30 protein-coding genes and 1 tRNA gene are annotated in these 25,691 nt (G+C 67.3%); 10 read left to right on the top strand and 21 right to left on the bottom strand.

Features of this window, described 5'->3' with window-relative positions; all coding sequences use genetic code 11:
- Positions 1-7 precede the first annotated feature (7 nt).
- Positions 8-727, bottom strand: a complete 720-nt coding sequence (gene phoP / locus A5760_RS15545; protein ID WP_064882265.1) for a two-component system response regulator PhoP — start codon at positions 725-727, stop codon at positions 8-10.
- 156 nt (positions 728-883) lie between these two features.
- On the opposite strand from phoP, the gene A5760_RS15540 reads away from it, so the two are divergent.
- The 3 genes from A5760_RS15540 to A5760_RS15530 all read left to right on the top strand — a co-directional run bounded on the left by A5760_RS15540 (position 884) and on the right by A5760_RS15530 (position 2,710).
- Complete coding sequence (locus A5760_RS15540; protein ID WP_064882263.1) at positions 884-1,600, top strand: hypothetical protein; 717 nt, start codon at positions 884-886, stop codon at positions 1,598-1,600.
- A 27-nt stretch (positions 1,601-1,627) separates the two neighbouring features.
- Positions 1,628-1,699, top strand: a tRNA-Thr gene (locus tag A5760_RS15535).
- 99 nt (positions 1,700-1,798) lie between these two features.
- Complete coding sequence (locus A5760_RS15530) at positions 1,799-2,710, top strand: NAD(P)H-binding protein (protein ID WP_064882261.1); 912 nt, start codon at positions 1,799-1,801, stop codon at positions 2,708-2,710.
- A 171-nt stretch (positions 2,711-2,881) separates the two neighbouring features.
- Here A5760_RS15530 and mmaA2 read toward each other — a convergent pair whose 3' ends face one another.
- The 4 genes from mmaA2 to A5760_RS15510 all read right to left on the bottom strand — a co-directional run bounded on the left by mmaA2 (position 2,882) and on the right by A5760_RS15510 (position 5,615).
- Positions 2,882-3,748, bottom strand: a complete 867-nt coding sequence (gene mmaA2 / locus A5760_RS15525; protein ID WP_064882259.1) for a cyclopropane mycolic acid synthase MmaA2 — start codon at positions 3,746-3,748, stop codon at positions 2,882-2,884.
- Positions 3,749-3,929: 181 nt separating this feature from the next.
- The gene (locus tag A5760_RS15520; protein WP_064882257.1) at positions 3,930-4,193 is read right to left on the bottom strand and encodes a hypothetical protein; all 264 of its coding nucleotides are present in this window, start codon (positions 4,191-4,193) and stop codon (positions 3,930-3,932) included.
- 77 nt (positions 4,194-4,270) lie between these two features.
- Complete coding sequence (locus A5760_RS15515) at positions 4,271-4,558, bottom strand: hypothetical protein (protein ID WP_064882254.1); 288 nt, start codon at positions 4,556-4,558, stop codon at positions 4,271-4,273.
- Between the two features lie 268 nt (positions 4,559-4,826).
- Positions 4,827-5,615 (bottom strand): DUF732 domain-containing protein, encoded by a 789-nt coding sequence (locus tag A5760_RS15510; RefSeq protein ID WP_064882252.1) that lies wholly within the window; start codon positions 5,613-5,615, stop codon positions 4,827-4,829.
- A gap of 154 nt (positions 5,616-5,769) precedes the next feature.
- On the opposite strand from A5760_RS15510, the gene A5760_RS15505 reads away from it, so the two are divergent.
- The gene (locus A5760_RS15505) at positions 5,770-6,717 is read left to right on the top strand and encodes a lytic transglycosylase domain-containing protein (protein WP_064882794.1); all 948 of its coding nucleotides are present in this window, start codon (positions 5,770-5,772) and stop codon (positions 6,715-6,717) included.
- A gap of 14 nt (positions 6,718-6,731) precedes the next feature.
- Here A5760_RS15505 and A5760_RS15500 read toward each other — a convergent pair whose 3' ends face one another.
- From A5760_RS15500 to A5760_RS15480, 5 genes are all read right to left on the bottom strand, one after another.
- Positions 6,732-6,971 (bottom strand): hypothetical protein, encoded by a 240-nt coding sequence (locus A5760_RS15500; RefSeq protein ID WP_064882251.1) that lies wholly within the window; start codon positions 6,969-6,971, stop codon positions 6,732-6,734.
- 111 nt (positions 6,972-7,082) lie between these two features.
- A complete protein-coding gene (locus tag A5760_RS15495; protein WP_064882248.1) occupies positions 7,083-8,069 on the bottom strand; it encodes an MAP_0585 family protein in 987 nt (328 codons plus the stop codon).
- 40 nt (positions 8,070-8,109) lie between these two features.
- Complete coding sequence (locus A5760_RS15490; protein WP_064882246.1) at positions 8,110-8,583, bottom strand: lipoprotein LpqH; 474 nt, start codon at positions 8,581-8,583, stop codon at positions 8,110-8,112.
- A 181-nt stretch (positions 8,584-8,764) separates the two neighbouring features.
- Positions 8,765-9,433, bottom strand: a complete 669-nt coding sequence (locus A5760_RS15485) for a S1 family peptidase (RefSeq protein ID WP_064882244.1) — start codon at positions 9,431-9,433, stop codon at positions 8,765-8,767.
- 88 nt (positions 9,434-9,521) lie between these two features.
- The gene (locus A5760_RS15480) at positions 9,522-10,391 is read right to left on the bottom strand and encodes an alpha/beta fold hydrolase (protein ID WP_196772099.1); all 870 of its coding nucleotides are present in this window, start codon (positions 10,389-10,391) and stop codon (positions 9,522-9,524) included.
- 119 nt (positions 10,392-10,510) lie between these two features.
- Between A5760_RS15480 and A5760_RS15475 the strand changes: the two genes are divergently transcribed.
- Positions 10,511-12,004, top strand: coding sequence for an amidase (locus A5760_RS15475; RefSeq protein ID WP_064882790.1), 1,494 nt, complete (start codon positions 10,511-10,513; stop codon positions 12,002-12,004).
- 18 nt (positions 12,005-12,022) lie between these two features.
- On the opposite strand, the gene A5760_RS26995 is transcribed toward A5760_RS15475, so the two are convergent.
- The 3 genes from A5760_RS26995 to A5760_RS15470 form a co-directional block, all read right to left on the bottom strand.
- Positions 12,023-12,199, bottom strand: a complete 177-nt coding sequence (locus tag A5760_RS26995; RefSeq protein WP_196772098.1) for a hypothetical protein — start codon at positions 12,197-12,199, stop codon at positions 12,023-12,025.
- 22 nt (positions 12,200-12,221) lie between these two features.
- The gene (locus A5760_RS26200; RefSeq protein WP_082279483.1) at positions 12,222-12,407 is read right to left on the bottom strand and encodes a hypothetical protein; all 186 of its coding nucleotides are present in this window, start codon (positions 12,405-12,407) and stop codon (positions 12,222-12,224) included.
- A 93-nt stretch (positions 12,408-12,500) separates the two neighbouring features.
- Complete coding sequence (locus A5760_RS15470) at positions 12,501-13,652, bottom strand: TDT family transporter (protein ID WP_064882242.1); 1,152 nt, start codon at positions 13,650-13,652, stop codon at positions 12,501-12,503.
- Positions 13,653-13,713: 61 nt separating this feature from the next.
- On the opposite strand from A5760_RS15470, the gene A5760_RS15465 reads away from it, so the two are divergent.
- Positions 13,714-13,986, top strand: coding sequence for a hypothetical protein (locus A5760_RS15465; RefSeq protein ID WP_064882240.1), 273 nt, complete (start codon positions 13,714-13,716; stop codon positions 13,984-13,986).
- Positions 13,987-14,333: 347 nt separating this feature from the next.
- Complete coding sequence (locus tag A5760_RS15460; protein WP_155764347.1) at positions 14,334-15,899, top strand: LCP family protein; 1,566 nt, start codon at positions 14,334-14,336, stop codon at positions 15,897-15,899.
- 115 nt (positions 15,900-16,014) lie between these two features.
- Here A5760_RS15460 and A5760_RS15455 read toward each other — a convergent pair whose 3' ends face one another.
- The 5 genes from A5760_RS15455 to A5760_RS15435 form a co-directional block, all read right to left on the bottom strand.
- The gene (locus A5760_RS15455; protein ID WP_064882236.1) at positions 16,015-16,806 is read right to left on the bottom strand and encodes an SDR family NAD(P)-dependent oxidoreductase; all 792 of its coding nucleotides are present in this window, start codon (positions 16,804-16,806) and stop codon (positions 16,015-16,017) included.
- Between the two features lie 13 nt (positions 16,807-16,819).
- Positions 16,820-17,650 (bottom strand): SDR family oxidoreductase, encoded by an 831-nt coding sequence (locus A5760_RS15450; protein WP_064882234.1) that lies wholly within the window; start codon positions 17,648-17,650, stop codon positions 16,820-16,822.
- 103 nt (positions 17,651-17,753) lie between these two features.
- Entirely contained in the window at positions 17,754-18,689 is a 936-nt protein-coding gene (locus A5760_RS15445; protein ID WP_064882231.1) for an enoyl-CoA hydratase, read from the bottom strand.
- 110 nt (positions 18,690-18,799) lie between these two features.
- On the bottom strand, positions 18,800-19,588 hold the full coding sequence (locus A5760_RS15440) for an ABC transporter permease (RefSeq protein ID WP_064882229.1): 789 nt from the start codon (positions 19,586-19,588) through the stop codon (positions 18,800-18,802).
- Positions 19,588-20,349 carry a phosphate ABC transporter ATP-binding protein gene (locus A5760_RS15435; protein WP_196772112.1) on the bottom strand — a complete coding sequence of 254 codons (762 nt, stop codon included), beginning with the start codon at positions 20,347-20,349 and terminating at the stop codon, positions 19,588-19,590. Before A5760_RS15435 ends, A5760_RS15440 begins: the two co-directional genes overlap by 1 nt.
- Positions 20,350-20,429: 80 nt before the next feature.
- On the opposite strand from A5760_RS15435, the gene A5760_RS26715 reads away from it, so the two are divergent.
- The 3 genes from A5760_RS26715 (at position 20,430) to A5760_RS15425 (ending at position 22,739) form a co-directional block, all read left to right on the top strand.
- Positions 20,430-20,594, top strand: a complete 165-nt coding sequence (locus tag A5760_RS26715) for a hypothetical protein (protein ID WP_155764345.1) — start codon at positions 20,430-20,432, stop codon at positions 20,592-20,594.
- Positions 20,595-22,076 (top strand): alpha,alpha-trehalose-phosphate synthase (UDP-forming), encoded by a 1,482-nt coding sequence (locus A5760_RS15430; RefSeq protein ID WP_064882228.1) that lies wholly within the window; start codon positions 20,595-20,597, stop codon positions 22,074-22,076. It abuts the gene before it with no gap.
- An 84-nt stretch (positions 22,077-22,160) separates the two neighbouring features.
- A complete protein-coding gene (locus A5760_RS15425; RefSeq protein WP_064882226.1) occupies positions 22,161-22,739 on the top strand; it encodes a hypothetical protein in 579 nt (192 codons plus the stop codon).
- Positions 22,740-22,753: 14 nt separating this feature from the next.
- Here A5760_RS15425 and A5760_RS15420 read toward each other — a convergent pair whose 3' ends face one another.
- The 3 genes from A5760_RS15420 to A5760_RS15410 are packed head-to-tail and all read right to left on the bottom strand — an operon-like array spanning position 22,754 to position 25,679.
- Positions 22,754-23,245 (bottom strand): hypothetical protein, encoded by a 492-nt coding sequence (locus A5760_RS15420; protein WP_064882224.1) that lies wholly within the window; start codon positions 23,243-23,245, stop codon positions 22,754-22,756.
- On the bottom strand, positions 23,245-23,952 hold the full coding sequence (locus A5760_RS15415; RefSeq protein WP_064882222.1) for a hypothetical protein: 708 nt from the start codon (positions 23,950-23,952) through the stop codon (positions 23,245-23,247). The genes A5760_RS15420 and A5760_RS15415 overlap by 1 nt, the downstream gene beginning before the upstream one ends.
- Entirely contained in the window at positions 23,952-25,679 is a 1,728-nt protein-coding gene (locus A5760_RS15410; RefSeq protein WP_064882220.1) for a virulence factor Mce family protein, read from the bottom strand. Before A5760_RS15410 ends, A5760_RS15415 begins: the two co-directional genes overlap by 1 nt.
- Between the last annotated feature and the right edge of the window lie 12 nt (positions 25,680-25,691).

Here is a 25,691-nt window from a genome sequence, read left to right as displayed (position 1 = left end):
CACCGGCTCAGCGCGGTTCCCGCAATACATAACCCACTCCGCGCAGGGTGTGTAGCAGCCGCTTTTCCCCGGTGTCGATCTTGCGGCGCAGGTATGACACATAGGACTCGACGACATTGACGTCACCTCCGAAGTCGTAGCGCCACACGTGGTCGAGGATCTTCGGCTTGCTCAACACCGTGCCGGCATTGATCACAAAATAACGCAGCAGCGTGAATTCGGTCGGCGACAGCGATACCGGCTGACCTGCCTTCCACACTTCGTGGGTTTCCTCGTCGAGCTCGATGTCGGCGAAAGTGAGCCGCGCGCTGCGCGGTTCGGCGCCGCCTTTGCCGGCGCGGCGCAGGATGACCCGCAGCCGGGCGACGACCTCTTCGAGGCTGAACGGCTTCGTCACATAGTCGTCGCCGCCCAGCGTCAGGCCGGCGATCTTGTCCTGCAAGGAATCCCGCGCGGTCAAGAACAGTGCGGGGGCATCGATGCCGTCGGCGCGCAGCCGGCGCAGCACTCCGAACCCGTCCATGCCCGGCATCATCACGTCGAGGATCACCGCGTCGGGCCGGGCCTCCCGCGCCCGATCCAGGGCTTGTGCGCCGTTGGTCGCCGTATGGACCTCGAAACCCTGAAATTTCAGACTTACCGAGAGCAGCTCGACGATGTTGGCTTCGTCATCGACGACGAGGACGCGGGCCTCCGGTTTCGTGTCATTGGGGGTTGTCGATGTCATCAGATCTCATGTTCCTTGCTTGAACGTTTGCTATGTGAAGGTTGTGTGCTTGCTGAAAGCTCAGTGCCAACGGCCTGATAGTAGTCTGCCAGGATCATCGCATTGCCTTGGGACGTAAAGCCCTTTCCCGGCCGGCGTCGCGAATAGACTCGTGGGATGAACCTCGCCAGAAACATCGTGTCGGCTGCGACCGCGCCCGCCCGGGTGGGGCTGGCCGCCGCGGATGCGGGTTTGGGCGTCGCGAGCGCGGCCGTCGGCGTCGCGAAGCGGGCGCTGGGTGAGGGAGGTGCCGGCGGCACCACTGCCATGACGTCCATGCTGGGGATCGACGACGCGATCGTCCGTGCCAACCGGCTGGCCAGGCTGCTCGACGACGACGCCCCACTGGGCCGGGCCATAGCGGCGGACGGGCCCATCGACCGGCTGCTGCGCCCGGGCGGGGTGGTCGACATGCTGACGGCGGAAGGCGGCTTGCTGGACCGGCTGACCGTCGAGGGCGGCGCCCTGCACCGCACGCTGCAGCCCGGCGGGCTGGCCGATCAGCTGGTCGCCGAGGAGGGTCTGATCGAGCGGCTGCTGGCCGAGGACGGGCTGGCCGACCGGCTGCTGGCCGAGGGCGGCCTCGTCGACAAGCTGACGGCCAAGCACGGGCCGCTGGATCAGCTCGCCGATGTCGCCGACACCCTGGCCCGGCTCACGCCCGGGATGGAGGCGCTCGAGCCCGCCATCGCCACGCTGCAAGACGCCGTCATCGCGCTCACCATGGTGGTCAACCCGCTGAGCAGCATCGCCGACCGGATTCCGCTGCCGGGGCGACGGCGTCCGTCGTCGCGGGCGGTGCGCTCAGCGCGCGTGATCGACACCGGCGACTGACCGATTAGGCTGGGTCCGGTTTACCCCGCCTCCTTAGCTCAGTGGTAGAGCACTCGCCTTGTAAGCGAGCGGTCGTCAGTTCAATCCTGACAGGGGGCTCTCGTTCTGTGCCGCTGTTTGTACTGGCAGGCGCGGTACAGGCGTTTGCCAGCCGCGCCTAGGCGCCTTCGTCGAAATGATGGCCCTTAAGGAGTCGCCATGGGTGCACCCGCTTACCTGATCACCGGTGCCGGCGGCGGTACCGGCGGGGTGAGCCGACAGGTGGTAGAGCTACTGCGCCAGGGTGGGCATCAGGTGCGCGCAATGGTCCACCACGACGACGCCAGGGCTGACCAGCTGCGCACAATCGGCGCGCAGGTCGTTGTTGGAGACCTGACCGAGCCGCAAGACGTCGTTCATGCGATGGCCGGCGTTGATCGGATGTTCTTTTCCATGAGCGTCTCTTCAGACTATTTGAAGGCAACTGCTGTGATCTGTGCTGCCGCAAGAGAATACAGCGGCCTTGAGGTGCTCGTAAACATGTCTCAGATGACCGTTTCCCAGATGACGCTGACAAGTAAAGACGAGTCCCACCAACATCGCCTGCACTACCTGGCCGAGCACGTCCTGAACTGGTCGGGTGTACCAGTCGTGCACATCAGGCCGACCGCTTTCCTCGACAATCCGATATTCACTTGGCTCGCCGCTCCGGCTGTGCGCCAGCGAAACCTCTTGGCGTTGCCATTCGGAAGTGGCCGGACGTCCCCAATTGCCACGAGCGATGTGGCCCGCACGGTGGCAGCCGTGCTCGTCGATCCCACGAAGCGCATCGGCGATATCTACGAATTGACCGGCCCGGTCAGCCTCGACATCGATGGGCTGGCAGCCGAATACACCCTCGGAATTGGCCGACCGATACAGGGCACTGACATTGCTCATGACCTCTGGGTGCAGGAGGTGCTCAGGCCGCTCGGTCTGCCCGCACACCTCGAACAGCATCTGGCCACCATGGCGCTGCTCCACCGCGCCGGACGCTATGACCGCGCCACCGACGACGTCGAGACGGTCACCGGGCAGCCAGCATCGACGGTGGCCCACTACATCGCCGAACACCCCGACCTATTTTCGTAAGTTCTCATTACGCAAACAGGTTGCGATATTCGGTTAATTCACAAGAAGATCCGATGCAACGGACATGCGCCGCCGCTAGGTGGGCCCTAAGACAGACGAGTGACGTCTTTTCGTCGTAACGGTCAGCCCGATCTAGCCGGCCAGCTCACGCGCTTCGGCCTCGGGCAATCCCTACTTCTCCAGGGTGAACTGGTTGACGTCGATGTAGCCGATCCGGAACAAATCGGCGCAGCCGGTCAGGTACTTCATGTAGCGCTCGTACATCTCGTGGGACTGAATCGCGATCGCCTCGTCCTTGTGCGCCTCGAGCGCCTCTGCCCATAGGTCGAGAGTCCTGGCGTAATGAGGCTGCAGCGACTGGCGGCGAGTCAACGTGAAACCCGCTTTCGCAGAATGCTCCTCCACCATTTCGATCGACGGCGTCGCGCCGCCCGGGAAGATCTCGGTCAAGAGGAACTTGAAGAACCCGACGAGCTCGGCTGTAATCGGCAAGCCGCGATCGAACATTTGCTGTGCCGTCAAGCTGGTGATGGTGTGCAGCAGCATCACGCCGCCGTCAGTGGGCAGAATATTATGGGCCAGCGAGAAGAAGTCGTCATACCGGTCAGGGCCGAAGTGCTCGAACGCACCGATCGACACGATGCGGTCGACGGGCTCGTCGAACTGTTCCCAGCCGTTCAGTAACACCCGCTTGCTGCGGGGGCTGTCAATCTCGTCGAACAAACTCTGTACATGGGCGGTCTGGTTTTTCGACAACGTCAGGCCGACGACGTTCACGTCGTACGTGTCGATCGCCCGCCGCATGGTCGCGCCCCAGCCGCAGCCGATATCGAGCAGCGTCATGCCCGGCTGCAGGCCCAGCTTGCCAAGCGCCAGGTCGATCTTGGCGATCTGCGCCTCTTCCAGCGTCATGTCGCCGCGTTCGAAGAACGCGCAACTGTAGGTCTGAGTCGGGTCCAGAAACAGGCGAAAGAAGTCGTCGGACAAGTCGTAGTGCGCCTGCACATCCGCGAAGTGCGGCGTCAGCTTGTTGGCCATAATCTTGTGCGCCCTTCTGGGCCCAGGAGGACCGCGCCCCATCGCCGAGGTTACGCCGAAGCACCACCGAGCGGGCGCTGTAACGACGGAAAAGCAGTGGACCCCGCACAACTAACGGACCCCAGCCGCTACGCGTGATCTTCGAGGCAACCGTCCAGCGCGGCGGCTCGCCTGCCAACGATCATGTGGCGCGGCGGGATCTCACTTCGCGCCTCAGCTCGATTACCTCTTTTTCCAGGTCGATGACACCCTTGGCGCACATGGCAGTGAGGCCGATGAGTTTCACGACAGCGGCCCAGAGCGGGTTCTTTCCGGTAAAGGACTGATCGAACTGGGAGAACCGGTCGCGGAGCTCCTTGCCCACGACGGATTCAGGGTCGAGCTCGATCTCTCTCATCTTGTGGAACGGCGAGAAATCGGGGAGTGCCTCTGGTTCGGGTGCCATGGCAAAAAAGTTTAGGCCTGGAGTCCGAGCATTCTGAAGGGATCACGATTGATGTGGCCACTCGGCTGCTACACCAGTCAGGAGAACGACAGCGTGAAGCTCCCCTGAAACTCCGACTCGTCGCTGATCAGCTGGTCAACCTTCTCCCGGATGGCTGCGGTTGATCCGGCGAGCCACTCGGGAGGGTTGCACTCCTGGCAGTGCATTCGCGTGTAGTCGTCGTCGCGCTCCCTCGGCCAGCGCTCCCGTGCCGCTTCGGGCCGTGAGATTTCGGTTGGCTGATGCGCTGCTTGCTTGATCAGCGTGGCCGCAACATGCCCCCGTGGGCAGAGCAAGGCAAGCGTCGCCAGGCCTGTGTCCGTCATTTGCCCAGCCTCTCCGACTCATCGGCCACAGTCATCGTCTTCACGTGATCAATCGCTGCCAGTGGACAGCGGCGTCACGAAGAAGTCGAGGTCGATATCCAGCACTCGCTGCACAAAGTCGACGTTACCGTTCAGGCCGCCGATTGGCCGAGCCACAGTCGGAGAGCATTTGGCTGTACCTGCGATCGGGTGGTGCCCACAAATTGCCCACAATTTCCCTACGGTTGCAGGCCACCGCCTTCGGGCGAGCAAGACGCGCCCACCCGGATTACGGGTGGCCCGGGATGGCGTCCAGCCCACCCTGTATGTCGTGCAGTTTCCCTTGGATGCCTTGCAGGTTCCGTTCGATGTCCTGCAAATCTGACAACGATTTCTGATAATCCGGCTGCGTCGGATCCGAACCTGTGGGTCGGGACTGGGGACAGTACGACATGATGGCGCCCGCGGTGACCTTCGCGCTTTGATCCGCGTCCCAGATCGAGTTGCGCTGCACGAACCCGACCGCATCGGCGAAGTTCGGCTGGTGCGCCAGGAATTCGCAGACCGCGTGCCCCTGGTTCGTCACGTATTCCTGACTGGGGACCGGCACGCCCTCCCGCTTCAACGCCACGACGAACGCCGAGTCGGCGACATTGACTGGCGGAGCGGACGCCTTCGGCACGACCGGTGCGGAGGGCGCTGCCGACGGCGGGTCGTCCTGCGGCAGTGCCGACGAATCCTGGCGGTGGAGCGCGAACATCACCACCACCGCGGAGACCACGGCCACCAGAGACAGCGGTAACGCCGCGAACAAACCCAACCGGCGCAGCGCGGCGACCTTCCGTCGCCGAGACGCGAGCACGCGTGTCTTCCCGTCGCGCGGAAAGTCGGCGGCCATAACTTCGGTTTCCCAGTCCGCGAACGCGCCGGGCTCGGACGACCCCGCGCCGTGGGCCAAGATCTCGTCGAGCAGCGCATCGGCCTCTAGGGACGATGGCCGGCCGCCCTGCTCGCGGATCGCCTGGCGCCGCAGCGCGATGAGCCGCAATTCCGAGTCGATCTTCTCGCGGTCGCGCATATCAATCAGTTTGAGAGCACCGCGCGATTGTCACAACTACCGGCGGACAAAAGACCGTCACCACATTGAACTAACCCGGTCCGATGCGACACACTCGCGATGAGCCAACCAACCGGAGCCGGGGGATTCGAGGCAATGGACGGACGTGATCACCGTGAGCCGTGACCGGCGCGCCGCACCACTCGTCGTCGGCGCGATCGTGTTCGCGCTCGTCGGGTGTTCGGCGGCGCATCCCACGGCGGCGACCGGCCCGACCACGTCCGCACGCGTCGCCGCGGCGCCGGCGTCGACGACACGCATGATGCCCGCCGACGCGGGAACGCCCGGTGGCGCGCAGCCGCGACTGGCGTCGGACCCCGCGCAGCTGGCCGACGACCTCGTCGCCGACGAGCGAGCACTGCGTGATCCGGGGACAGCCGAGCCTGCGCTGACGGCGGCGGCGCATCGCGAGCAGGCGGCCTACCGCGCCATCGGCCGCCACCCCGAATGGGACGCCACCACGCGCCCGCGCATCCCGCCGGAACTGGTCGATGTCTACGACCGCAACGTCGACGCCCGCCGCCAACTCACCGCGCTGACCCCGGTGCGAGAAACCCTGCCGGCATGGCGAATCGAGCCGCCGGCGCCGGCCGACGAGCTGCTGAACTACTACCACCAGGCGGAGGCGGAATCCGGCGTCAGCTGGAACTATCTCGCCGCGATCAACTTCGTCGAAAGCCGCTTCGGCAGCATCGTCGGCGCGAGCACCGCCGGCGCCCAGGGACCCATGCAGTTCCTGCCCTCGACGTTCGCCGGCTACGGCCAGGGCGGCGACATCCACTCACCCCACGACAGCATCCTGGCGGCGGGCCGCTTTTTGGCCGCCAACGGCTTCGCCAACGATCGTGATCACGCCATCTACGGCTACAACCACGCCGGCGAATACGTGCGCGCCGTCGACCAGTACGCCGCGCTGATTGCCGCCGATCCCGCGACGTTCGCCGCCTACTACCGGTGGGACGTCTACTGCCTGACGACGGCGGGCGACGTGCTGCTGCCCATCGGTTACGACGAGGGGTCACCGGTCCCGGCCGCCGCGTACGTGGCGGCGCACCCGCAGTAGGCGGGGATGCGCGCTCAGACGTACTTGCGGGCGATGTCCTGTAGGTGCGATCGCACGTCTTGACCGGTGGCCTTCTCGAGTCTGATCCCGAGCTCGCCCGCGAGATTGACGAAGCCCATCAGCAGCATCAGGTCGCCGTCGGGCTCGTCGAGCACGTTCTCGACCAGCCGGCTCCAGGTGAAGTCAGGGCCGCCGTCGGACGACCAAGCCGTCATCACGTCGATGGCTCGGCGAACGTTCTCTCTCACGTCCATTCCCGGAGCCTGCCATGCCGGCGACCCCGCCGCAGGGTCGAGAGAACGCCCCGGGGACGCGTCAGCGGGCGCGCCGAAGAACGGCTGCGCCCGCTGACACCGGATCAACGATCAGTACAGCGGCACCCACACACCGAAGAACCAGTAACCCCAACCGCCGTACTGCCAGTTGAAGACGGGGACGACGGTGAAGGTGTTGTAGTTGAAGGGCCCGAAGTCGCGCCGCCCCGCATCCCAATCACGCGGCGGACCGTCCCACGGCCGGTTCCAGCCCCCCGGAGGCGGCGGACCGTCCCAGCCCCCCGGGGGCGGCGGGCCCTCCCAATGTGGCGGCGGGTGGCCCGGGGCCGGGCCGTCGTTCCACCCGTAGCCGTGCTGGCGCGGCGGCGGGGGCGCCCCGCGACCCGGGATGCTGAATTGGACATCCGGACCGCCGGGGCCACCGATCTGCGCGTTGGCGGTGACCACGTCGTGGCGCGGAATGTACGGCGGGTGCGGCGGCTGCGTGGCCGGCGGATTCAGCGCCTCGTACCGCGGCCTGTTGTTCGGCGGCGGGTTCTGGTTCACCGGAGCATTGGGCTGTCCGCCCTGGGCCGGCGGGTTTTGGCCATGCTCGTTGGGCGGGTTGTTCTGCCCGGTCTGTTGCGGGTACTGCCCGTGCTCATTCGGCGGGTTGTTCTGACCCGTCTGGGCCGGATACTGCCCGTGCTGGTTGGGCTGCGGGCCGTTCTCGCCGCCCTGCGGGGGATTGGTCTGGCCGCCCTGCGGCGGGTTGGTCTGCCCACCCTGCGCCGGCGGACTGTTGTGCCCGCCCTGCGGGGGGTTGGTCTGCCCACCCTGCGCCGGCGGACTGTTGTGCCCGCCCTGGGGCGGGTTGGTCTGGCCACCCTGCGCCGGCGGAGTATTACCGCCGCCGGGCTGACCACCTGGCTGGCCGCCCGGCCCGCCGGGGTTGCCCCCGCCGCCGCCACCGCCGTGGCAGTTCGGGCACGGGGGCGGCGGGTCGAGCGGAGCGGAGTAGGCCGACCCTGCGTTCAGGGTCGCCGCGGAAATACTGAGGCCAGCGGCCAACGCGGCGGCGCTGACCACACGTTTCATAGACATAGCTGCGTCCCCTCTTGGGAGTTGTCGGCCTGCACTACGGGCAGGTGAGATCCAACTCGAATGGCTTGGTTACCTGCTGCGGTTGCTGCGGGTTGCTCATGTCGGTACCGGTAGCGGTGCCCTTGATCGCCCAGTCCTTGCCCTTGACCGCGGCTCCGGCACTGCCGCTTTGGTTGGGCGCGGCATCGGAGAAGCCGAGCGCGACGCCGTTGACGGTGCCCAACCCGACGGAGTGCACCAGCGGCGGATTGCCGTTGCTGACCACGGCACCGAGGCCGGCGGTCGGGTCACCGATGCCGATGGTGATGTTGTCACCCGCGGCGTTGCAGGTGACCTGCCCGCTGATGTTTTGATTCTGCCCGTCGACGGTGAGCACCGGACCCGCCGCGGCCGCCGCGGCTGACGACGAACCCGATGACCCGGTACTGGACTTGTTGCTCGAACATCCGGCGCTGGCCGCGACCACCAGGGCCACCCCGGCTACGCCGACCACGATCCCACGCTTCACTACTGCTTCCCTTCGTGTCGCTGGTTCCGCTGCCTCTTGCTTGGCCGCGTCAACACTGGTGAACTGCCCGGCGCCTGCGAGCCGACGCGTTCCGGCCGGTCCACCTGATACCCGGTACCCGAGAATTGCAAACGCTACGTTACGTGCCCGGGTCGGCCTGGTCACCGACCGTGCGCGCCTCTCACGGAAGCACATGCAGGCCCCACTTGCCCAGCAGTGGATTGATGAGCATGAAGTAGGTGGTGTAGTCATCGCCGTCGGGCGATGACATCAACAGGCCGACCGCGCTGACGGTGCCGTCCGGGTTCATCACGAAGCCGGGACTGCCGCTGTCGCCGTCGAGGCTGAACACGCTGGCTTCGACGACGTCACCATTGATGCCTTTGACGACGCCGCACGTCTCGCCGGTGACGGCACCGATCTTGCAGAACGGCATACCGACCTGAATCTGTTGGCGGCTCAACACATCCCGGACCTGATACCTGCCGCCAACGTCACCCACCGGCATGCCGACACTGGGCTCCAGGCGGATGATCGCGGCGTCTCGCTTATCGCCGTCGTGCTCGCTGGCGGAGATCCTGCCGAGCGGGGCGTCGTTGCCGTACGTCCATTCGGTGCCGTCGTGCGAGTCGCAGTGCCCGCTGGTCATCAGGTAGTAACTGCCGTCGGAGCCCTGCGCCGCGAATCCTGCTGTGCACCTGCCGGATTCGTGATCGACGCCGATGCCCGGCGAGGGCGGGGGCGACGGCAGAGCCGGAGGCGGCGCTGCCAGAGCGGTTTTCGCCACCGCCGTCGCGGCCACCATCACCGCCCCCAAGAACCCCAACCCCCGCAACCACCGTATGGTCACGCCGTCCCCCTCCGCTTGCGCCCGGCAGATACTAGCAGCACTGCCGACCTGAAATGAGGTGGCGACCAGTCCATTCCGGGCACGTGGTTCACCCGACGTGCCGCGCAAGGAAGTCCAGCACAGCGCCGGCGAAGATGTCGTTGCGGTCACCGGCCACCATGTGCCCGGCGCCACGAACATCGGTGAATTCGACCTGCGGGAAACGCGCGAGGAATTCGTCGGCGCGCTCCTTGCTGACCAGGTCGCTCATCTGGCCGCGGACCAGCAGCATGGGCACCCCGCCGCGCAGGATCGCCTCGACGGCGGCGTGCATCCGGTCGGGATCGGTGACCTCAAAAGGAGGGAAAGCCGCAGTGCCGCTGATGAATTGCGGATCCCAATGCCAGTACCACCGATCGCCGCGGCGACGCAGGTTGGTGGTCAGACCTTCCAGGTCGGTCGGCCGCGGCCGGTGCGGGTTGTATTCGGCGATCGCGTCGGCGACCTCGTCGAGTGAGCCGAAACCCGACTCCACCCGATCGGCCATGAAAGCATGGATCCGATTCGCGCCCGACTGGTCCATGTTGGGCACGATGTCCACCAACACGACCGCACTGGCGATGCCCGGGGACAGCTCCCCGGCGAGCAGCATGGACGTGAAACCGCCCAGCGAGGCACCGACCAACACCGGTTGCGGGGGCAGCGTGCGCAACACTTCTTGGACGTCGGCGGCGAAACTGACGACGCGGTAATCGCCGTCGCCCGACCAGTCCGATTCGCCGTGCCCGCGCAGGTCCACGGTGACGGCCTGCCAGCCACGCTCGGCGACGGCGGCCGCCGCCTTCCCCCAGGACCTTCGGGTCTGTCCGCCGCCGTGCAAGAACACCACGGCGCGCGCCTGCGGATCCCCGAGGCGGTCGGCGACGATCTGCACGCCGCCGGGGCCCTGGATCGTAAACGGTTCGGCTGCCGTGGGCATCAGGTGATACTAAGGCGCACCCACGAGAAGCTCGCGTTGGCTTAACGTCAACGGCATGCAGCGGCGCCAATTTGGAGGACGCCGGGCACGCGCACCCGGGCCGGAGCCAAGGAGAACGCATGCATCTTGACGAGTACATGTCGCTGGATGCGACCGCCCTGGCCGAGCTGGTCGAGCGCAAACAGGTCGCCCCGGCCGAGCTTCTCGCCCTGGCGCGGCAACGGGCGGACGCGGTGAATCCGCGGCTGAACGCCATCGTCTGCCGCCTCGACGACGTCGCCGACCGCCAGGCCGCCGACCCGAATCTGAGTGGGCCGTTCGCCGGTGTGCCGTTCCTGCTCAAAGACCTCGGCCAGGAATACCGCGGCTTTGCGACGTCGTGCGGGTCCCGCTCGCTGGCCCACGACGTGGCCGACCGGCACGCGCTGGTCACCCAGCGGTTCCTGGACGCGGGCCTGGTGATCTTCGGGAAGACCAACACCCCGGAGTTCGGGGCCAAGGGTGTCACGGAACCCGACTACTGGGGCCCAGCCCGCAACCCGTGGAATACCGGGCACACCCCCGGCGGCTCCTCGGGCGGATCGGGGGCGGCCGTGGCGGCCGGCATCGTTCCCGCCGCCGGCGCCAACGACGGCGGCGGGTCGATCCGCATCCCCGCCGCCTGCAACGGGCTGGTCGGCCTCAAGCCCAGCCGGGGTCTGGCGCCCTACGGCCCGCAGACCGGTGAACTGATGCTGGGCATGGCGACCCAGGGCGTGGTGTCGCGCACCGTACGAGACAGCGCGGCGCTGCTCGACGCGATCGTCGGACCCCACCCGGGTGCCGCCTATCGGGTTGCGCTGCCCGACAAGCCCTTTGGAGAACAGATCAAGCACCGCCCGGGCACCCTGAAAATCGGCTACTCGGCGCGCTCGGCGATCAACGCGCGGCCGGACCGCGAGGCCGTCGCCGCGGTCGAAAAGGCCGCGGCGCTCCTTCGCGAGTTGGGCCACCAGGTCGACGAGGTCACACCGCCCTACGACGACGCCGCGCTGGGCCGTGACTTTCTGACCATCTGGTTCGCCCAGCTGCACCAGCAAGTCGCCGACATCAAACAGCGAACCGGCGCGCACGACAACGACTTTGAGGCCGACACCCTGGCCATCGCCGAACTCGGCCGGTCCGGCGGCGTGCTAACCGTCATGTCCGCGCTGGAAAACCGGAACGACTACATCCAATCCCTGGCCGCATTCCACGCCAGCTATGACTTCTTTTTGACCCCGACGCTCGCCGCCCCGCCCCTGGCGGTCGGTGCCACGACGACGTCGGCGGTGCTGCAGCGAGTGGCCCGGCTGGTCAGCAGGGTGCGGGCCGGAAAGCTGATGGGGCTCAGCGGAATCCTCGACGACCTCATCCAGGAGAGCTTGGGCTGGGTGCCCTACACGCAGCTCGCCAACCTCACCGGCCGTCCGGCGATCAGTGTGCCGCTGCACTGGACGGATGCCGGACTTCCGCTGGGTGTGCAATTCGTCGGGAAGCTGGGCGCAGACGGCGATCTGCTGCAGTTGGCCGCCCAGCTCGAAGAGGCGCGCCCGTGGGCCGACCGCCATCCGGCACCCGTGGCACCGAATTAACCTGTTGCTGAACGAGTTTTACGCGGCAGGGCCGTTATCTTCGCCCTCGCTCGGGCCTCGCCACAGGCTGGCGAAACGCCGGGCGATGGCACCGAGGCGGCCGCCCGCGTGCTGCGAAGCCTTGATGCGGCCAAGGGTTTCCCGTCCCTCGTTCGCGTAGTCCTTGACGGATTCGTCGCCTTCTTCGGCGCGCATGTCTGCTCTCCAATCGTGATCATTATTCCGGCGCTTGGCGCTCGGGTGGTTCTGAGGGCGTCAAGCGCTCGGGCGGTTCTACCGGCGTGAGCCGTTCGGGCGTTTCCGTCGGGAGCCGCTCCGGCGTCTCGTCGGGAGTGCCCGGCTGCGTGGGCTCCGAATTCTCCGGCCGCTCCGCCGAAAACGGCCTGAGGCGGGTGTCAGTCATGCTCAGTCCTCTGTTCCGCTCATGGCCGCGTACCCGTCGTACCCGGGCAGCCAAACGCCCGCGGTGGTATCAGAACCTCTGCGCCGGCGATCCCTAGTGGCGGGTGGAGTCCTTGTACGCCTTGATCGGCGCGGTGCTGGGCGGCAGCTTGAGCAGGTTGCCGCGTAGGCTGCCCCGGGCGGTGCGGATCGTCACCAACAGCCAGGTGAACAACAGGCCCGCATAGGCGATGGCCGCCGCCACCCTGAACGCGGGCAGCTGGGTGTGACCGGCGAGCTGCGAGGTCCCGGTGACGAAGGTGCCGACCGGGAAGGTCAGGCTCCACCACGTCAGCGCGAACGGCATTCCGCGGCGCAGCGTGCGCACCGTCAACGCGGTCGCGAGCGCGATCCACAACACTGCGAAACCCCACACCGGAACGCCGTAGAGGATGGCGAATGCATTGAGGTCCTCGGCCACCTCGGGGTCGACCGCCAGTGCCGCGTTTGCTCCCAAAAGTCCTGCGGCCGTGATGGATTGGCCGAGCGGACCCAACACGATCCACAACGTCGGCACCCGCGCGGAACCCGAGGTGCCGTATAGGGTCAGGCGGCTCCAGATCATCGCGATGATGTTCAGCGAGGCCAGCAACGACAAGCCGAACATCGCGTAGCAGCCGTACAGCATGGTCGTGCGCCCGCCGCCGGCCACCATGTGAGGGAGCAGCAGCGCCCCCGTCGCCGCGGTAACCATGGGCGGAACGACCGGCATCAACCAGCCACCGAAGGCCGCGTCGGGCTCGACGTCATGCTGGGTGAACATCAGGAACGGAATGCTGACGGCGGTGAACAGCCCGCCCAGCGTGCCGGCGGTCCACAGCACCCAGTCCAGATCGACGGCGATGCGCTCACCGATCAGGTCCCTGCCGACCAGCACGGCTCCCGCGCCGACCGTCATCAGCGCCATCGGGGCCGCGCCGTAGAAGTGCGCCATCTGCGGATTGCGGGCGTGGGTGCGCGCCACGGTCGGATGGCGCAGCCAATGGCCACCGACCACCGCGATCAGCGCCACCAGCAGCGCGGCCGCGATCACCCAGACCACCAGCGCGAATGCCCGCAGCCCCGCCACGTGGACGGGCAGGGCGGCGCCGGCGGTCGCGACGATTCCGGTGCCCATCACCAAGGCGAACCAGTTCGGCCCGATGTTGCCGAGTACCTCGACCCGGGTGTGCGCCGGGGATGCGTCGTGCGGGTTCGCAATTGCCACAGGTGAAGAACCTACTGCGCCGTGCGCTGAAGCCGCCGGACCTGCCGCTTACACTCCATCCGTGGTTAATCCGGCGCAACCGATCTCGGCGGTCAAGAGAGTCCCGCTGATCGTCGGCGTTGCCATCGTCGTGCTTCTTGCCGTCCTCGCGGCACCGATCAAGCAACGATGCGGTGCGCCGGGGTTTTCGTGCGCGTCGGCGCTGGATAACGACGGCAACATCCACTTCTACTACGAGGTCGAACCCGTCGGGGTCTACCTCGCCGAAATCACCACCGGGACCGACATCCCGCTCTTTTACAGCTCGGGTGAGGACTTGGTCAAAGCCCGGTAACCGGCGGTGGCGGTTTGCTGGACCGGTCGGCGCGGCAACGGCCCACCGGGCCGTATCCGCTCGATAACAACTTCGGCTCGATCCGGGCGCCGATGTGGCCGGTCCGAGACCTTCCGGAGACCACTGCGGCCGCGGCCCGTCAAAAGGTACTGGTAGAGCGAGTACGACGAGCGCGAATCGCGCCTGGTCGGCCCGACGAAGGCGCCCGCGCCGACCGTGTGACGGGTGCTCTCGATTGGGGGCTTGATAGCAAGCTAACGCATACTTGTGACCATGCTTGAAGCGACATCGCCGCGAAGCACCGTTGCGGTGCCTGGTGATGTGCTGGGCGTGGGCAGAGGTTTGTGATGGCCCGCTCGGGCGGCGCCCATCGCCGTCATCGAGCCGTCCGTCAACCCTCCCGTTTACGCAAAGGGGTGACGCGCACCCTGGGCGCGCTCGTCTCCGTGGCGGCCGTGGGGCTCACCGGGGCGGGGTATTACGTGGCGCACGGCGCGCTGGGCGGCATCACCGTCTCGAACGCCCTGCAGCCCGACGATCCGCGCTCCAGCGGCGACAACATGAACATCCTGCTGATCGGGCTGGACTCGCGTAAGGACCAGGACGGCAACGACCTGCCCAACTCGATCCTGAAGCATCTGCACGCCGGCGACTCCGACGACGGCGGCTACAACACCAACACGATGATCCTGGTGCACGTCAGCGCCGACAACAGAGTCGTGGCCTTCTCGATCCCCCGCGACGACTGGGTGCCCTTCACCGGGGTACCGGGATACAACCACATCAAGATCAAAGAGGCGTACGGGCTGACCAAGCAGTACGTCGCCCAGAAACTGGCAAACCAGGGCGACAGCACCCAGAAGGAACTCGAAACCAAGGGCCGCGAGGCCGGCCGGGCGGCGACGCTGCGCGCGGTGCGAAACCTAACCGGCGTCCCCATCGACTACTTCGCCGAGGTCAATCTCGCCGGCTTCTTCGACCTGGCGCAGACCCTCGGCGGCGTTGACGTCTGCCTGAATCACCCCGTCTACGACTCGTATTCCGGCGCCGACTTCCCGGCCGGCCGACAGCGGCTGGACGCGTCCGAGGCACTGTCGTTCGTCAGGCAGCGGCACGGCCTGGACAACGGCGACCTGGACCGCACCCACCGGCAACAGGCGTTCATCTCGTCGGTCATGCAGGAGCTGCAGGCCGCGGGCACGTTCACCAACATCGACAAGCTCAAGAACCTGATGGCGGTGGCGCGCAAAGACGTGGTGCTGTCGGCGGGCTGGAACGACGACATGATCCAACGGCTCGGCGGGCTGGCCGGCGGCAACGTCGAGTTCAGGACGCTGCCGGTGGTGCGCTACGACAACATCGACGGCCAGGACGTCAACATCGTCGACCCGGCGGCGATCAGATCCGAGGTGGCGGCGGCGATCGGCTCAGACACGTCGACGACGACAGCGCCGGCCACCACCGCCGTGAAACCCGACCCGTCCACGGTCGTCGACGTGGTCAACTCCGGCAGCATGAGCGGCCTGGCCAGCGAGGTGTCAAGGGCGCTGAAAAAGAAGGGCTACACCCCCGGCCAGGTCCGCGACCGCGAATCCGGCGACCCGACCAGCACCGCGGTGGAGTACGGGGCCGGTGCGCAGACCGATGCGCAGAACCTGGCCAACCTGCTCGGCGTGGACACGCCCAAGCAGCCCAGCCCCAGCATCGCGGCCGGACACATCCGGCTCACCGTGGACACGAATTTCTCGATGCCCACGCCTGACGAGACCCAGATGGACGACTCGACGAGCACCAGCTCCAGCACGACCTCGACCAAGGCCAAGAGCTACTACTACAACGGCACGACCACGACGTATCCGACGCCCGATCAGGGAAGGCCGATCGACGGCGGCGGCGTGCCCTGCGTCAACTAGCGGCGATCGTAAGCGCGGCGAAGCCGGGCGCAGCGGGTCGCCGCCATCAACTAGCGGCGATCGCAAGCGCGGCGAAGCCGGGCGCAGCGGGTCGCCGCCATCAACTAGCCACGCTCTAGGCGTGCGTGCCGCCGTCCATCCGAATCTCGGTGCCGGTGATCCAGGCGCCGTCATCTGAGACCAGCATCGCGATCACGCCGGCGACCGCTTCGGGCCCGGCCATCCCCGCGCCGCTGGATTCCGTCGTGGTCGGCAGGATCGGCATCAGCCGGGGAAACAGCGACCAGTCGGCGTCTTTCGGGATGTATCCGCCGGTGGCATCGGTGATGCCGGACTTGATGCTGCCCGGGGCGACGCACGCCGCGCGCAGACCGTCCTTGGCGTATTCCAGCGCCAGCGAGTGAGTGAAGGCCTGGATGCCGCCCTTGCTCGCGGCGTAGGCGGCCATATAGGGATGGGCAAACGATGCCGACGTGGAGCTGAAGTTCACGATCGCGCTGCGGGGATTCGCCAGCAGGGACGGTAGCGCTTCGCGCACCACCAGGAAGGTTCCGGTCAGGTTGACGGCGATGATCCGATTCCACTGCTCGAGGGTGGTCTCGTGGGTGTGCCAGGCGCGCAGGATGCCCGCCGCGTTCACCAGTGAATCCAGCCCGCCCAACTTCTCGACGGCCGAGCCCACGGCGTCGATCACCGAGTCCTCGTTGCCGACGTCCATCGGCATCGTGGTGAGCCGGTCGGCGGTGCCGGCCTCGTCGGCATGGCCTTGCGTGTTGCTCAGACCGTCAGTCGAAACGTCGGCGGCCACCACGCCGGCGCCCTCGCTCAGTAGCCGCAACGCGGTGGCCTGACCGATCCCCGACGCGGCGCCGGTGACCAGGATCCGTTTGCCCTCAAGCCTTTTCATCTGATACTCCCGGCTAGACCACTCCGCGTAGCGCGTCGGCGCCGAAGGCCGGTTCCAGCATCGCCGAGAAATCCGGGCCGCGACGCAACAGCACCCCGCCGTCGACGTTGATGATCTGCCCGGTCACATAGCTGGAAGCATCGCTGAGCAGAAACATCGCCACATTCGCGATGTCTTCGACCTCGCCCGGTCGGGGCAGCGGCGTGATGGCGCGGTAGTCCGCGCTCAGCTCGGGCGAATCGAGGATGGGGGCCACCAGCTCGGTGCGGATCAGGCCGGGGCGAATGCTGTTGACCCGCACCCATGACGCTCCGAGTTCGTCTGCGGCCAACTGCATCAAGTGGTCCAGCGCCGATTTGCCGACGCCGTAGGCGCCGAACCAGCGGTGGGTGTTGCTGGCCGCGATCGACGAGATGCCGACGAACGATCCGCCGCCACCGCGCACCAACTCGCGCGCAGAGTGCTTGAGCACGTACATGGTTCCGTTGACATTGAGGTCGATGGTCCGTCGCCACAACTCCGAGTCGATCTGCGTGATCGGCCCGATGGTCTCCGATCCGCCCGCGCAGTGCACCACGCCGTGCAGCCGGCCATGCCAGGCCGTCACGGCGTCGACTGCGCGCGCCGCCTCCTCTTCGCTGGTGATGTCGGCGGGCTCGTAACGAATGGAGCCGTCGCCGGGGAGGGCTTCGATCTCCTTGACGGCATCCGCGAGCCGATCGGCGTTACGGCCGACGATCATGACGGAGGCGCCGGCCGCGACCAGCCCTGCGGCCACGCCCTTGCCGATCCCGCTGCCGCCGCCGGTGATCAGATAGGTCCGGTCTTCGAACGAAAGCTGCACGCGAGGCCCTTTCAAAACTGGAACAAGTTCTAGCAATAGAAGCATGTCCCCTCGGGGTGAATATCGCTACCCCCGGTCTCGTTAGGCCCTCTGCGGCGCGGCGCTACGGCGTGTCGCGGCGCGCCACCTTCGTCGGCTTCGCGTCACGCCAATCCTCGACGTGCGGAGGCTGGCCAACCGGCCAGCGGTTCTCGTTGAACGCCGCCCAGTGGGCATGCCCCAGCAGGTGCACGTGGAACGCGTGCCGCAGCGCCTCGGTGTAACCCATCGCATCAGAGGCGGCATTGACCGAATCCTTGATGAGCAGCGAGGCCATCGTGGGCCGCTCGGCGATGCGTCGCGCGAATTCTAGTGTCTTTTCCTCTAATTCGTCGACCGGGAAAACCTTCGACACCATGCCCAGCCGGTGAGCCTCGTCCGCGTCGATCGAATCACCGGTCAACAGCAGCTCTTTGGCCTTGCGCGGCCCGAATTCCCAAGGGTGGGCGTAGTATTCGACACCCGGCATGCCCAGCCGGACCGCGACGACGTCGCTGAACTTCGCGTTGTCGGCCGCGACGATCAGGTCGCACGCCCAGATCAGCATCAGACCGGCCGAGATCGCGTTGCCCTGCACCTGGGCGATGGTGATCTTGCGCAGATCGCGCCAGCGGCAAGTGTTTTCGAAGAAATAGTGCCACTCCTGGTGGTACAGCTTCTCCATGATCGGCTCGAGCGTGGCCCCGCGCGAGCGGAAGCTCGGATGCTGCCCCGGCCCCGGTGCGCGCTCGGCCAGTGCCTGCTCGGAACCCAGGTCGTGGCCGGCGGAGAAGTTCCTGCCGCGCGCCGCCAGGATCACCACGCGAACCGTGTCGTCGGCCTCGGCCCGGCCGAACGCCTCGTCGAGCTGGACCAGCAGGCCGCGACTCTGCGCGTTGTGGGCATCGGGCCGGTTCAGCCAGATCCGGGCGATGCGACCCTCGTCGAGGGTTTCGTAGGCCACCAGTTCCGGGGCGTTGGCGTCGGCCGCCCCGGCGTCGGCTTGCTCGGAGACTGTCATTCCGCCCACCTCGTTCGTCGTTGAATTGGCCTTGTTTACAGATTACGGCCAGTGTGTAACCGCGCACGCGCTGGGGTGATCGGCCGCCGGGCCCCGGTGACCATGCGGTCTCACCCGGCGGTCTCGGGCCGCAGGCCCAGCGGCAGCAGCCGATGGTCGCGGGTGAACACCAACCGGACGATGCCCATCGCGACGACCACGGTGGTGGCCGCGACCGAACCCAGGATCAAGAACATCACCACGGCCTGCACCAGCACGGCCTGCAGGGGCGGCACCCCGGCGAGGATCAGGCCGGTCATGGCCCCCGGCAGGAACACCAGGCCGGTGGCCTTGGTCGTCTCGATCTGCGGAGATATCGCCGAGCGCAAGGCGATTCGCAGGTAGGGCGCCGCGGCCTGCCTCGACGGTTGCCCCAGCGCGAGGCGGGCCTCGACCTCGTCGCGTTTGTCGCGCAGCTCGTCGACCAACCGCCGGGCCACCAGCACCATGGCGGTCATCGAGTTGCCGATCATCATCCCGGCGACCGGCACCAGCGTGCGCCCCTGCAGCGGGAACACCCGCAGGCCGAAAATCACCCCCAGCGTCACCACCGCCGCGCCGGCGAACGCGGCCACGGCCAGCGGCGCAAACCGCGGCACCTCCGGCGCCCTGCGCCGCGCGACATCCCCGGCATAGGCCACCATTCCTGCGACCCACGCCCACGACCACCACAGCGACCGGCCCGGCTCGAACAGCAGCGTCAGCGCACCGCCCACGAGCAGCAGCTGCACCAGCGCGCGGGCCGCGGCCCACAGCAGCTGCCGCGCCAAACCCAGCCGGCGCCACAGCGAGATCCCGCCCGCGAACGCCACCAGGATCAGCGAGATCGCCAGGCCCACCCAGCCGACTTGACCGTTCATCACGCCACCGGGCCGTCGCCGGGCTTGGCGGCGACCGGGCCCAGGCCCAGGCTGCGACCGGACTCCAGGCGCAGGACCCGGTCGGCTGCCCTTTCCAACTGCGCCGAGTTATGGGTGACCCACAGGGCGGGAATGCCGTCGGCGGCCAGCTCGCGCACCGCGCGCTCGATCACTTCGGCCGCCTCGGTGTCGACGGCGGAGGTCGGTTCGTCCAGCAACAGCACCTGGGGTTGTGCCATCAGGGTGCGGGCCAGGCACACGCGTTGCGCCTCGCCACCCGAGAGCGCGGCCACGTCGCGGTCCAACCACGATCCGGTCAGCGCCACGCGGGCCAGCGTTTCGCGCAGCCGCGCGTCGGACGCGTCGGGATCGGCGGCCCGCAGGTTCTCGGCGACCGTGCCGGGAAATGGCGTCGGCCGCTGAAAGCACATGCCCACCCGGCGCCGCAGCCACAGTGGGTCGATCCCGGCGATGTCCGACCCGTAGAACAAGGCCCGTCCGCTCGTCGGCAGCTCCAGCCGGTTGCACAGCCGAAGCAGGGTCGATTTGCCCGAGCCCGACGGCCCGAACACCGCCGTCACGCCGCGACCCGGAATGGCGGCGGTCAGCCCGTCCAGAGCCCGCACTCCCTGCCGTTCCACGACTACATCGACGAACTCGAACACCACGTCATCGGCGTCCTGATCGACCACCTGCTTATCCTGCATCACCGCGGCGACGGTCGATCGTGTCTTCGCGAGCGGCGCGGCGAACCCCTGCAAACCAGCCATAAATGCGGCTAGAGCCCGTTAGCTGGTGAGACGGCCTGCGACCGGTCACACGCGTCGCCTACAGTTAAGTCATGCCTACAAAATCTGATCCTGGCGAAATCGGCGACGTCGAGCCGGTGGCCGACGACACTGCGAGCCAGGCCAGGCGGGTCGTCGCGGCGTACGCCACCGACGCCGACGAGTGCCGGGTGTTTTTGTCCATGCTGGGTATCGGGCCGGCGAAACTCGACGCGTAAATGTCTCCCGGGGGAGGGCGAGGCGCGAAGGCAGCCAAATTCGGCAATTCCGACTTCGTCGTGGTTGCCAACCGCTTGCCGGTCGACCAGGAGCGCCTTCCCGACGGCACCACAGCGTGGAAACGCAGCCCCGGGGGACTGGTCACCGCCCTCGAACCGCTGCTGCGTCGCCAGCGCGGGGCGTGGGTCGGCTGGCCCGGGATCGTCGACGAGGACACCGACCACGACGGCGAGCCCATCGTTCAGGACGACCTGGAGCTTCGGCCGGTCAAGCTGAGCGCCGACGACGTCGCCGAGTACTACGAAGGTTTCTCGAACGCCACGCTGTGGCCGCTGTATCACGACGTCATCGTCAAACCGATCTACCACCGCGAATGGTGGGATCGCTACGTCGCCGTCAACCGCCGCTTCGCCGAAGCCACGTCGCGCGCCGCCGCAAAAGGCGCGACGGTCTGGGTGCAGGACTACCAGCTGCAGCTGGTGCCTGCGATGCTGCGCGAACTGCGGCCCGACCTGACCATCGGCTTCTTCCTGCACATCCCTTTCCCCCCGGTCGAGCTGTTCATGCAGCTACCGTGGCGGACCGAGATCGTCGAGGGCCTGCTCGGCGCCGACCTGGTCGGCTTCCATCTGACCGGCGGCGCACAGAACTTTCTGTTCCTTGCCCGGCGGCTGATCGGCGCCAACACCTCGCGCGGGGCGGTGGGCGTGCGGTCGCGGTACGGCGAGGTCGAGATCGACTCGCGCGTGGTCCGGGTGGGCGCCTTCCCCATCTCCATCGACTCCAGCTCGCTGGACCAGGCGGCCCGGCACCGCGACATCAAGCGCCGTGCCAGCGAGATCCGGGCCGAGCTGGGCAATCCACGCAAGGTGCTGCTCGGCGTCGACCGGCTGGACTACACCAAGGGCATCGACGTTCGGCTGAAAGCCTTTTCGGAGCTGCTCGCGGAGGGCCGGGCCAAGCGCGACGACACGGTGCTGGTCCAGCTGGCGACGCCCAGCCGCGAACGGGTGGACAGTTATCAGCAGCTGCGCAACGACATTGAACGCCAGGTCGGCCACATCAACGGCGAGTACGGCGAAGTCGGGCATCCGGTGGTGCATTACCTGCACCGGCCGGTCCCCCGCGACGAACTCATCGCGTTCTTCGTCGCCGCCGACGTCATGCTGGTCACCCCGCTGCGCGACGGGATGAACCTGGTCGCCAAGGAGTATGTCGCCTGCCGCAGCGACCTCGGCGGCGCGCTGGTCCTGTCCGAATTCACCGGTGCCGCCGCCGAACTCCGGCAGGCCTATCTGGTGAACCCACACGATCTCGAAGGCGTCAAGGACACGATCGAGGCCGCGCTGAACCAATCCACCGAAGACGGACGGCGCCGGATGCGGTCACTGCGCCGCCAGGTCCTCGCCCACGACGTCGACCGCTGGGCGAGGTCGTTCCTCGATGCGCTCGCCGAATCCCGACCCGGTGACGCCGATTAGCCCGCATGGGCAAGGCCCCATGGTGTTGACGTCCGAACGCTGTGATACTCAGGTTCAGCGTCGCACGCGAGGGAGGGGTATCAGATGAAGCTCCGTCACGGCATGGCCGCGGGTGCCGGCATCGTCACCGCCGTCGCGGTGGGAATCGCGCTGCAGTCCGGTGAACCGGCCAAGGCGCTCGGACCACCGGCCGACGGCACCTACAACTTCAACGAAGCGGGCGTGTCCGGGGTGACCTGGACCATCTCCGCGCTCTGCGATCAGCCCTCGGGCACCCGGAACATGAACGACTACAACGACCCGATCGTGTTCGCGATGAACTGCGCGCTGAACATCGTCAGTTCGACGCCCGAGCAGATCAGCGCCGCGGACAAGCAGCAGAACTTCAGCGGCCGGGCCCGGATGTCCAGCATGCTGTGGACCTTCAAGGTCGACAAGGCCGACGGTGTGGCATGCCCGGGCGGTGGCAGCGCGCCCTCCACCGAAACCTTCGCGTTCAGCGACGAGACGATGAGCGGCACCCACACCACGCTGCACGGCGCCGTGTGCGGGATGCAGCCGGGGATGAAGAAGGAACCGTTCTCGCTGGCGATGATCGGTCCGCCACCCAGCCCGATCAACCGTTACCCGTTGTACTGCAACGGCATTGCGATGTGCTACTGAGTCAACCGGCGAGGTTAGATCGGCGTGATGTAGGCGATCAGCCACTGCTTGCCGACCTTCTTGAAGTCGACCCGCAACCGGCTGCCGTCATACAGCGGCTGGCGTGACTTGTCCGTCACGGTCCGGTTCATGAAGACCATCACCGACGCCGATTCCCGCTTGGCCGACATCACCCCCACGCCAACGACATTGGCCTGCACGACCACTTCGCGCTTCTTGGCCTCGGGGATGATCTGGTTGTTGGCGCTCTTCTGGAACTCGGCGCGGTAGTCGGGGGTCAACAACGGATACGCCGCCGACAGGCTGCGCTCGACGGTTTGGTAGTCGTACGCGAAGACCTCGGGGATTTCCTTAGCCGCCAACCCGGGCAGCACCGCACGCGCCGCCTGCTCGCCGCGGGTCTGCACCCGGTCCCAGTACATCCAGCCGGCCACCGCGGACAACGCGACGAACGCCACGGCAACGAGGTAACCCGCGACGACCAGCAGCCAACGCCGCCATCGCATCAATTACCCCCGTCTGGATATTTCAGGTCGTAGCCGGTCATCTTCCCGGCGTCGTCTTCGTGCACGATGACGCGCAAGCGATACGGCATGGACGGCTTGTTGACCCCGTCGATGTCGGCGACGGTGACGCGCACCGAGACCAGCACCGACGCGTTATCGCTAACGGCGTCAATACCTTCCAGCGCGGCGCCGTTGATGACGGCCTCCGACGTCGCGTTGGTGGAGCGGAACAGGCCCTTGAGGTTCTCGACGTTGTTGTTGGCGCCCAGCATGCCACGCAGCGGGCCGCTGGTGCCGTTGACGAAGCGGTTCACGCTCTCGTCGATGTTGTCCTGCTTGTAGCTGAACATGTTGACCACCGTCTGCGTGGCGGTGTCGACGAAACGCTGATCGCGCCCCTGCGCCGCGGTGGCGTGACGCTGCTGAACGAGCAGCGCTGCCACACAACCGGCCAGCGCCCCGACCGCCAACAGTGCCGCGGCGAACGAAATCCACGCGACCAGGGCGCGGTGCGGCTGCCGTCGTGGCGGCGGCTTGATGGACTTGAAGGCCTTGCCGGGTTTCGTCGACGGCTTGGGCGCGGCCGGCGCCTCGGCCTGGATCGTGACGTCCCGGGCCGGGTCACCCTTGGCCGGGCCCGCCGCACGCGAAGCTCGTCGACGAACCCGCGGCGTGGTCTTTGGTTCGTCTGCCACGGCAGGGTCCATTACATCGGCCTTGGATCAAGCATGAGGTCCACCCAGTTCTCGGCGCCGGAGGTACCGGTAGCGCCGGCCGCGAAGATACCAGTGCCACCGGCCGGATCGACAAACGCGCCGGTCTTCTGGTCGTAGGTCGCATATGCCGGCGGTCCGCTGGCCTGCGGCTGCCCTCCGGGAGGCGGACCCCACGGCTTCTCCGGACCCGGGCCCGCCGGCGGCGGGTTGATGCCCTCCGGCGGTGCCGGCGGGGGCAGCCACTTCGGATACGGGAGCTGAGGCGGCACCGGGGGTATCCCGGGCGGCTGCCACGACGTGAACGGCGGTGGTGGCCCGTTGTCGTTGGGCGGCGGCGGGTCGAAGGCCGGCTGCTTGTTCGGCAACGGCCCCGGCCCCGGCACCACGCCCGGGGGCGGCGGCCCGACGATGGGGGTACCCGGATCCGGCTCGGCGCCCGGCGGAATATACGGAAACTTGTTGGGCGGCAATGTGTTCAACCCATTGGTGACCGGGGTGTCATACGGCACCGGCGGGCCGCGCCACGGGTTGCGGCCGACCGGCACGTAACCCTTGGGATCGCGACACAGCTGGACCGTCGGGGCGCGCTTTCCGGGGAACTCCTGGCACGGGTAGTTGCGCGCGCCGCGCACGGTGCTCGGATCGTTCTGCGCGGTCTTGCAGTACATGTCCTTCGGCAGTTCGCGCACCGTCTCGTCGGCCGGGGTCCGCATCAACGGCGGTGGCAGGAAGCCGACGGCGCATGGCGGCGGGTCGTTGAGGTCGAGCTTGAAGTCCAGCTTGGCGCCTTCATCCTGCGGCCCGCCGCCCGCGGCGGTGGTGATGGCCGCGAACAGCGCCGGCAAGACGACCAGCAGCTGCTCGATCGACTTGTGGTAGATCACGCCGACCCGGCCGAGGTTGGCCAGGCTGGCGGCCAGGGCCGGGAACGAGGGGCGGATACCGGAGAACGCGGTGCTGGCCTCGTCGGTGGCGCCCGGGGCCGTCGCCAGCGTGTCGCGAAGCTGGGGGTCGGCCTGACGCACTTCGCTGGTGAACCGCGCCAGCCCGTCGGACAGCGACTTGATGTCGCCGCCGGCGCGAATCTGGGCCTGCAGGAAGGGGCCCGCCTGATCGATCAATTGCGAGACTTGCGGATAGTTGGTGTTGGCCTCGTCCACCAGCAGCCGGGCGGACTCGTAGAGCCGGGCCATCTCCGGGCCGGAACCGTTTGCCGCGATGAACGTCTCGTGCAGCAGCTCGCGCAGCCGGGTGTCGCCAAGGCTGTTGACCAAGGTTTCCGAGCGCTTCAACAGGTCGGCGACGTCCTGGCCGATCCGGGTGTTCTGCCGCTGGATGCGGGATCCATTGCTCAACTTCGTCGATGCCGGCGAGCTCGGCGGCACCAGGTCGATGTATTGCTCGCCGACCGCCGACACGCTCTTGACGGTGGCGGTGACGTTCGACGGGATGGCGGTGCCGCTGTTCAGCCGCATGTCGGCGATGACACCGTTGGGGCTCAGGCCCACCGACTCGACGCGGCCGACGGCGACGCCGCGATACGTGACGTTGGCGTTCTTGTACAGCCCGCCACCGGCAACGAAATCGGCACTCACACCGTAGGTTCCGATACCGAACGTCGCGGGCAGCCGCAGATAGAAGATCGCCATCACGGTCAGGGTGATAACCGTGATCACGGCGAAGATCGCCAGCTGGATCTTGGTCAGTCTGTCGTGCATCTGGGCCCGCCC

It is taken from the genome of Mycobacterium colombiense, assembly GCF_001665835.1.
In the GTDB taxonomy this organism is placed as follows: Bacteria; Actinomycetota; Actinomycetes; order Mycobacteriales; family Mycobacteriaceae; genus Mycobacterium; species Mycobacterium colombiense_A.
Note: the sequence above shows the minus strand (reverse complement) of the source record. Positions and strands in the feature narration are given on the sequence as shown.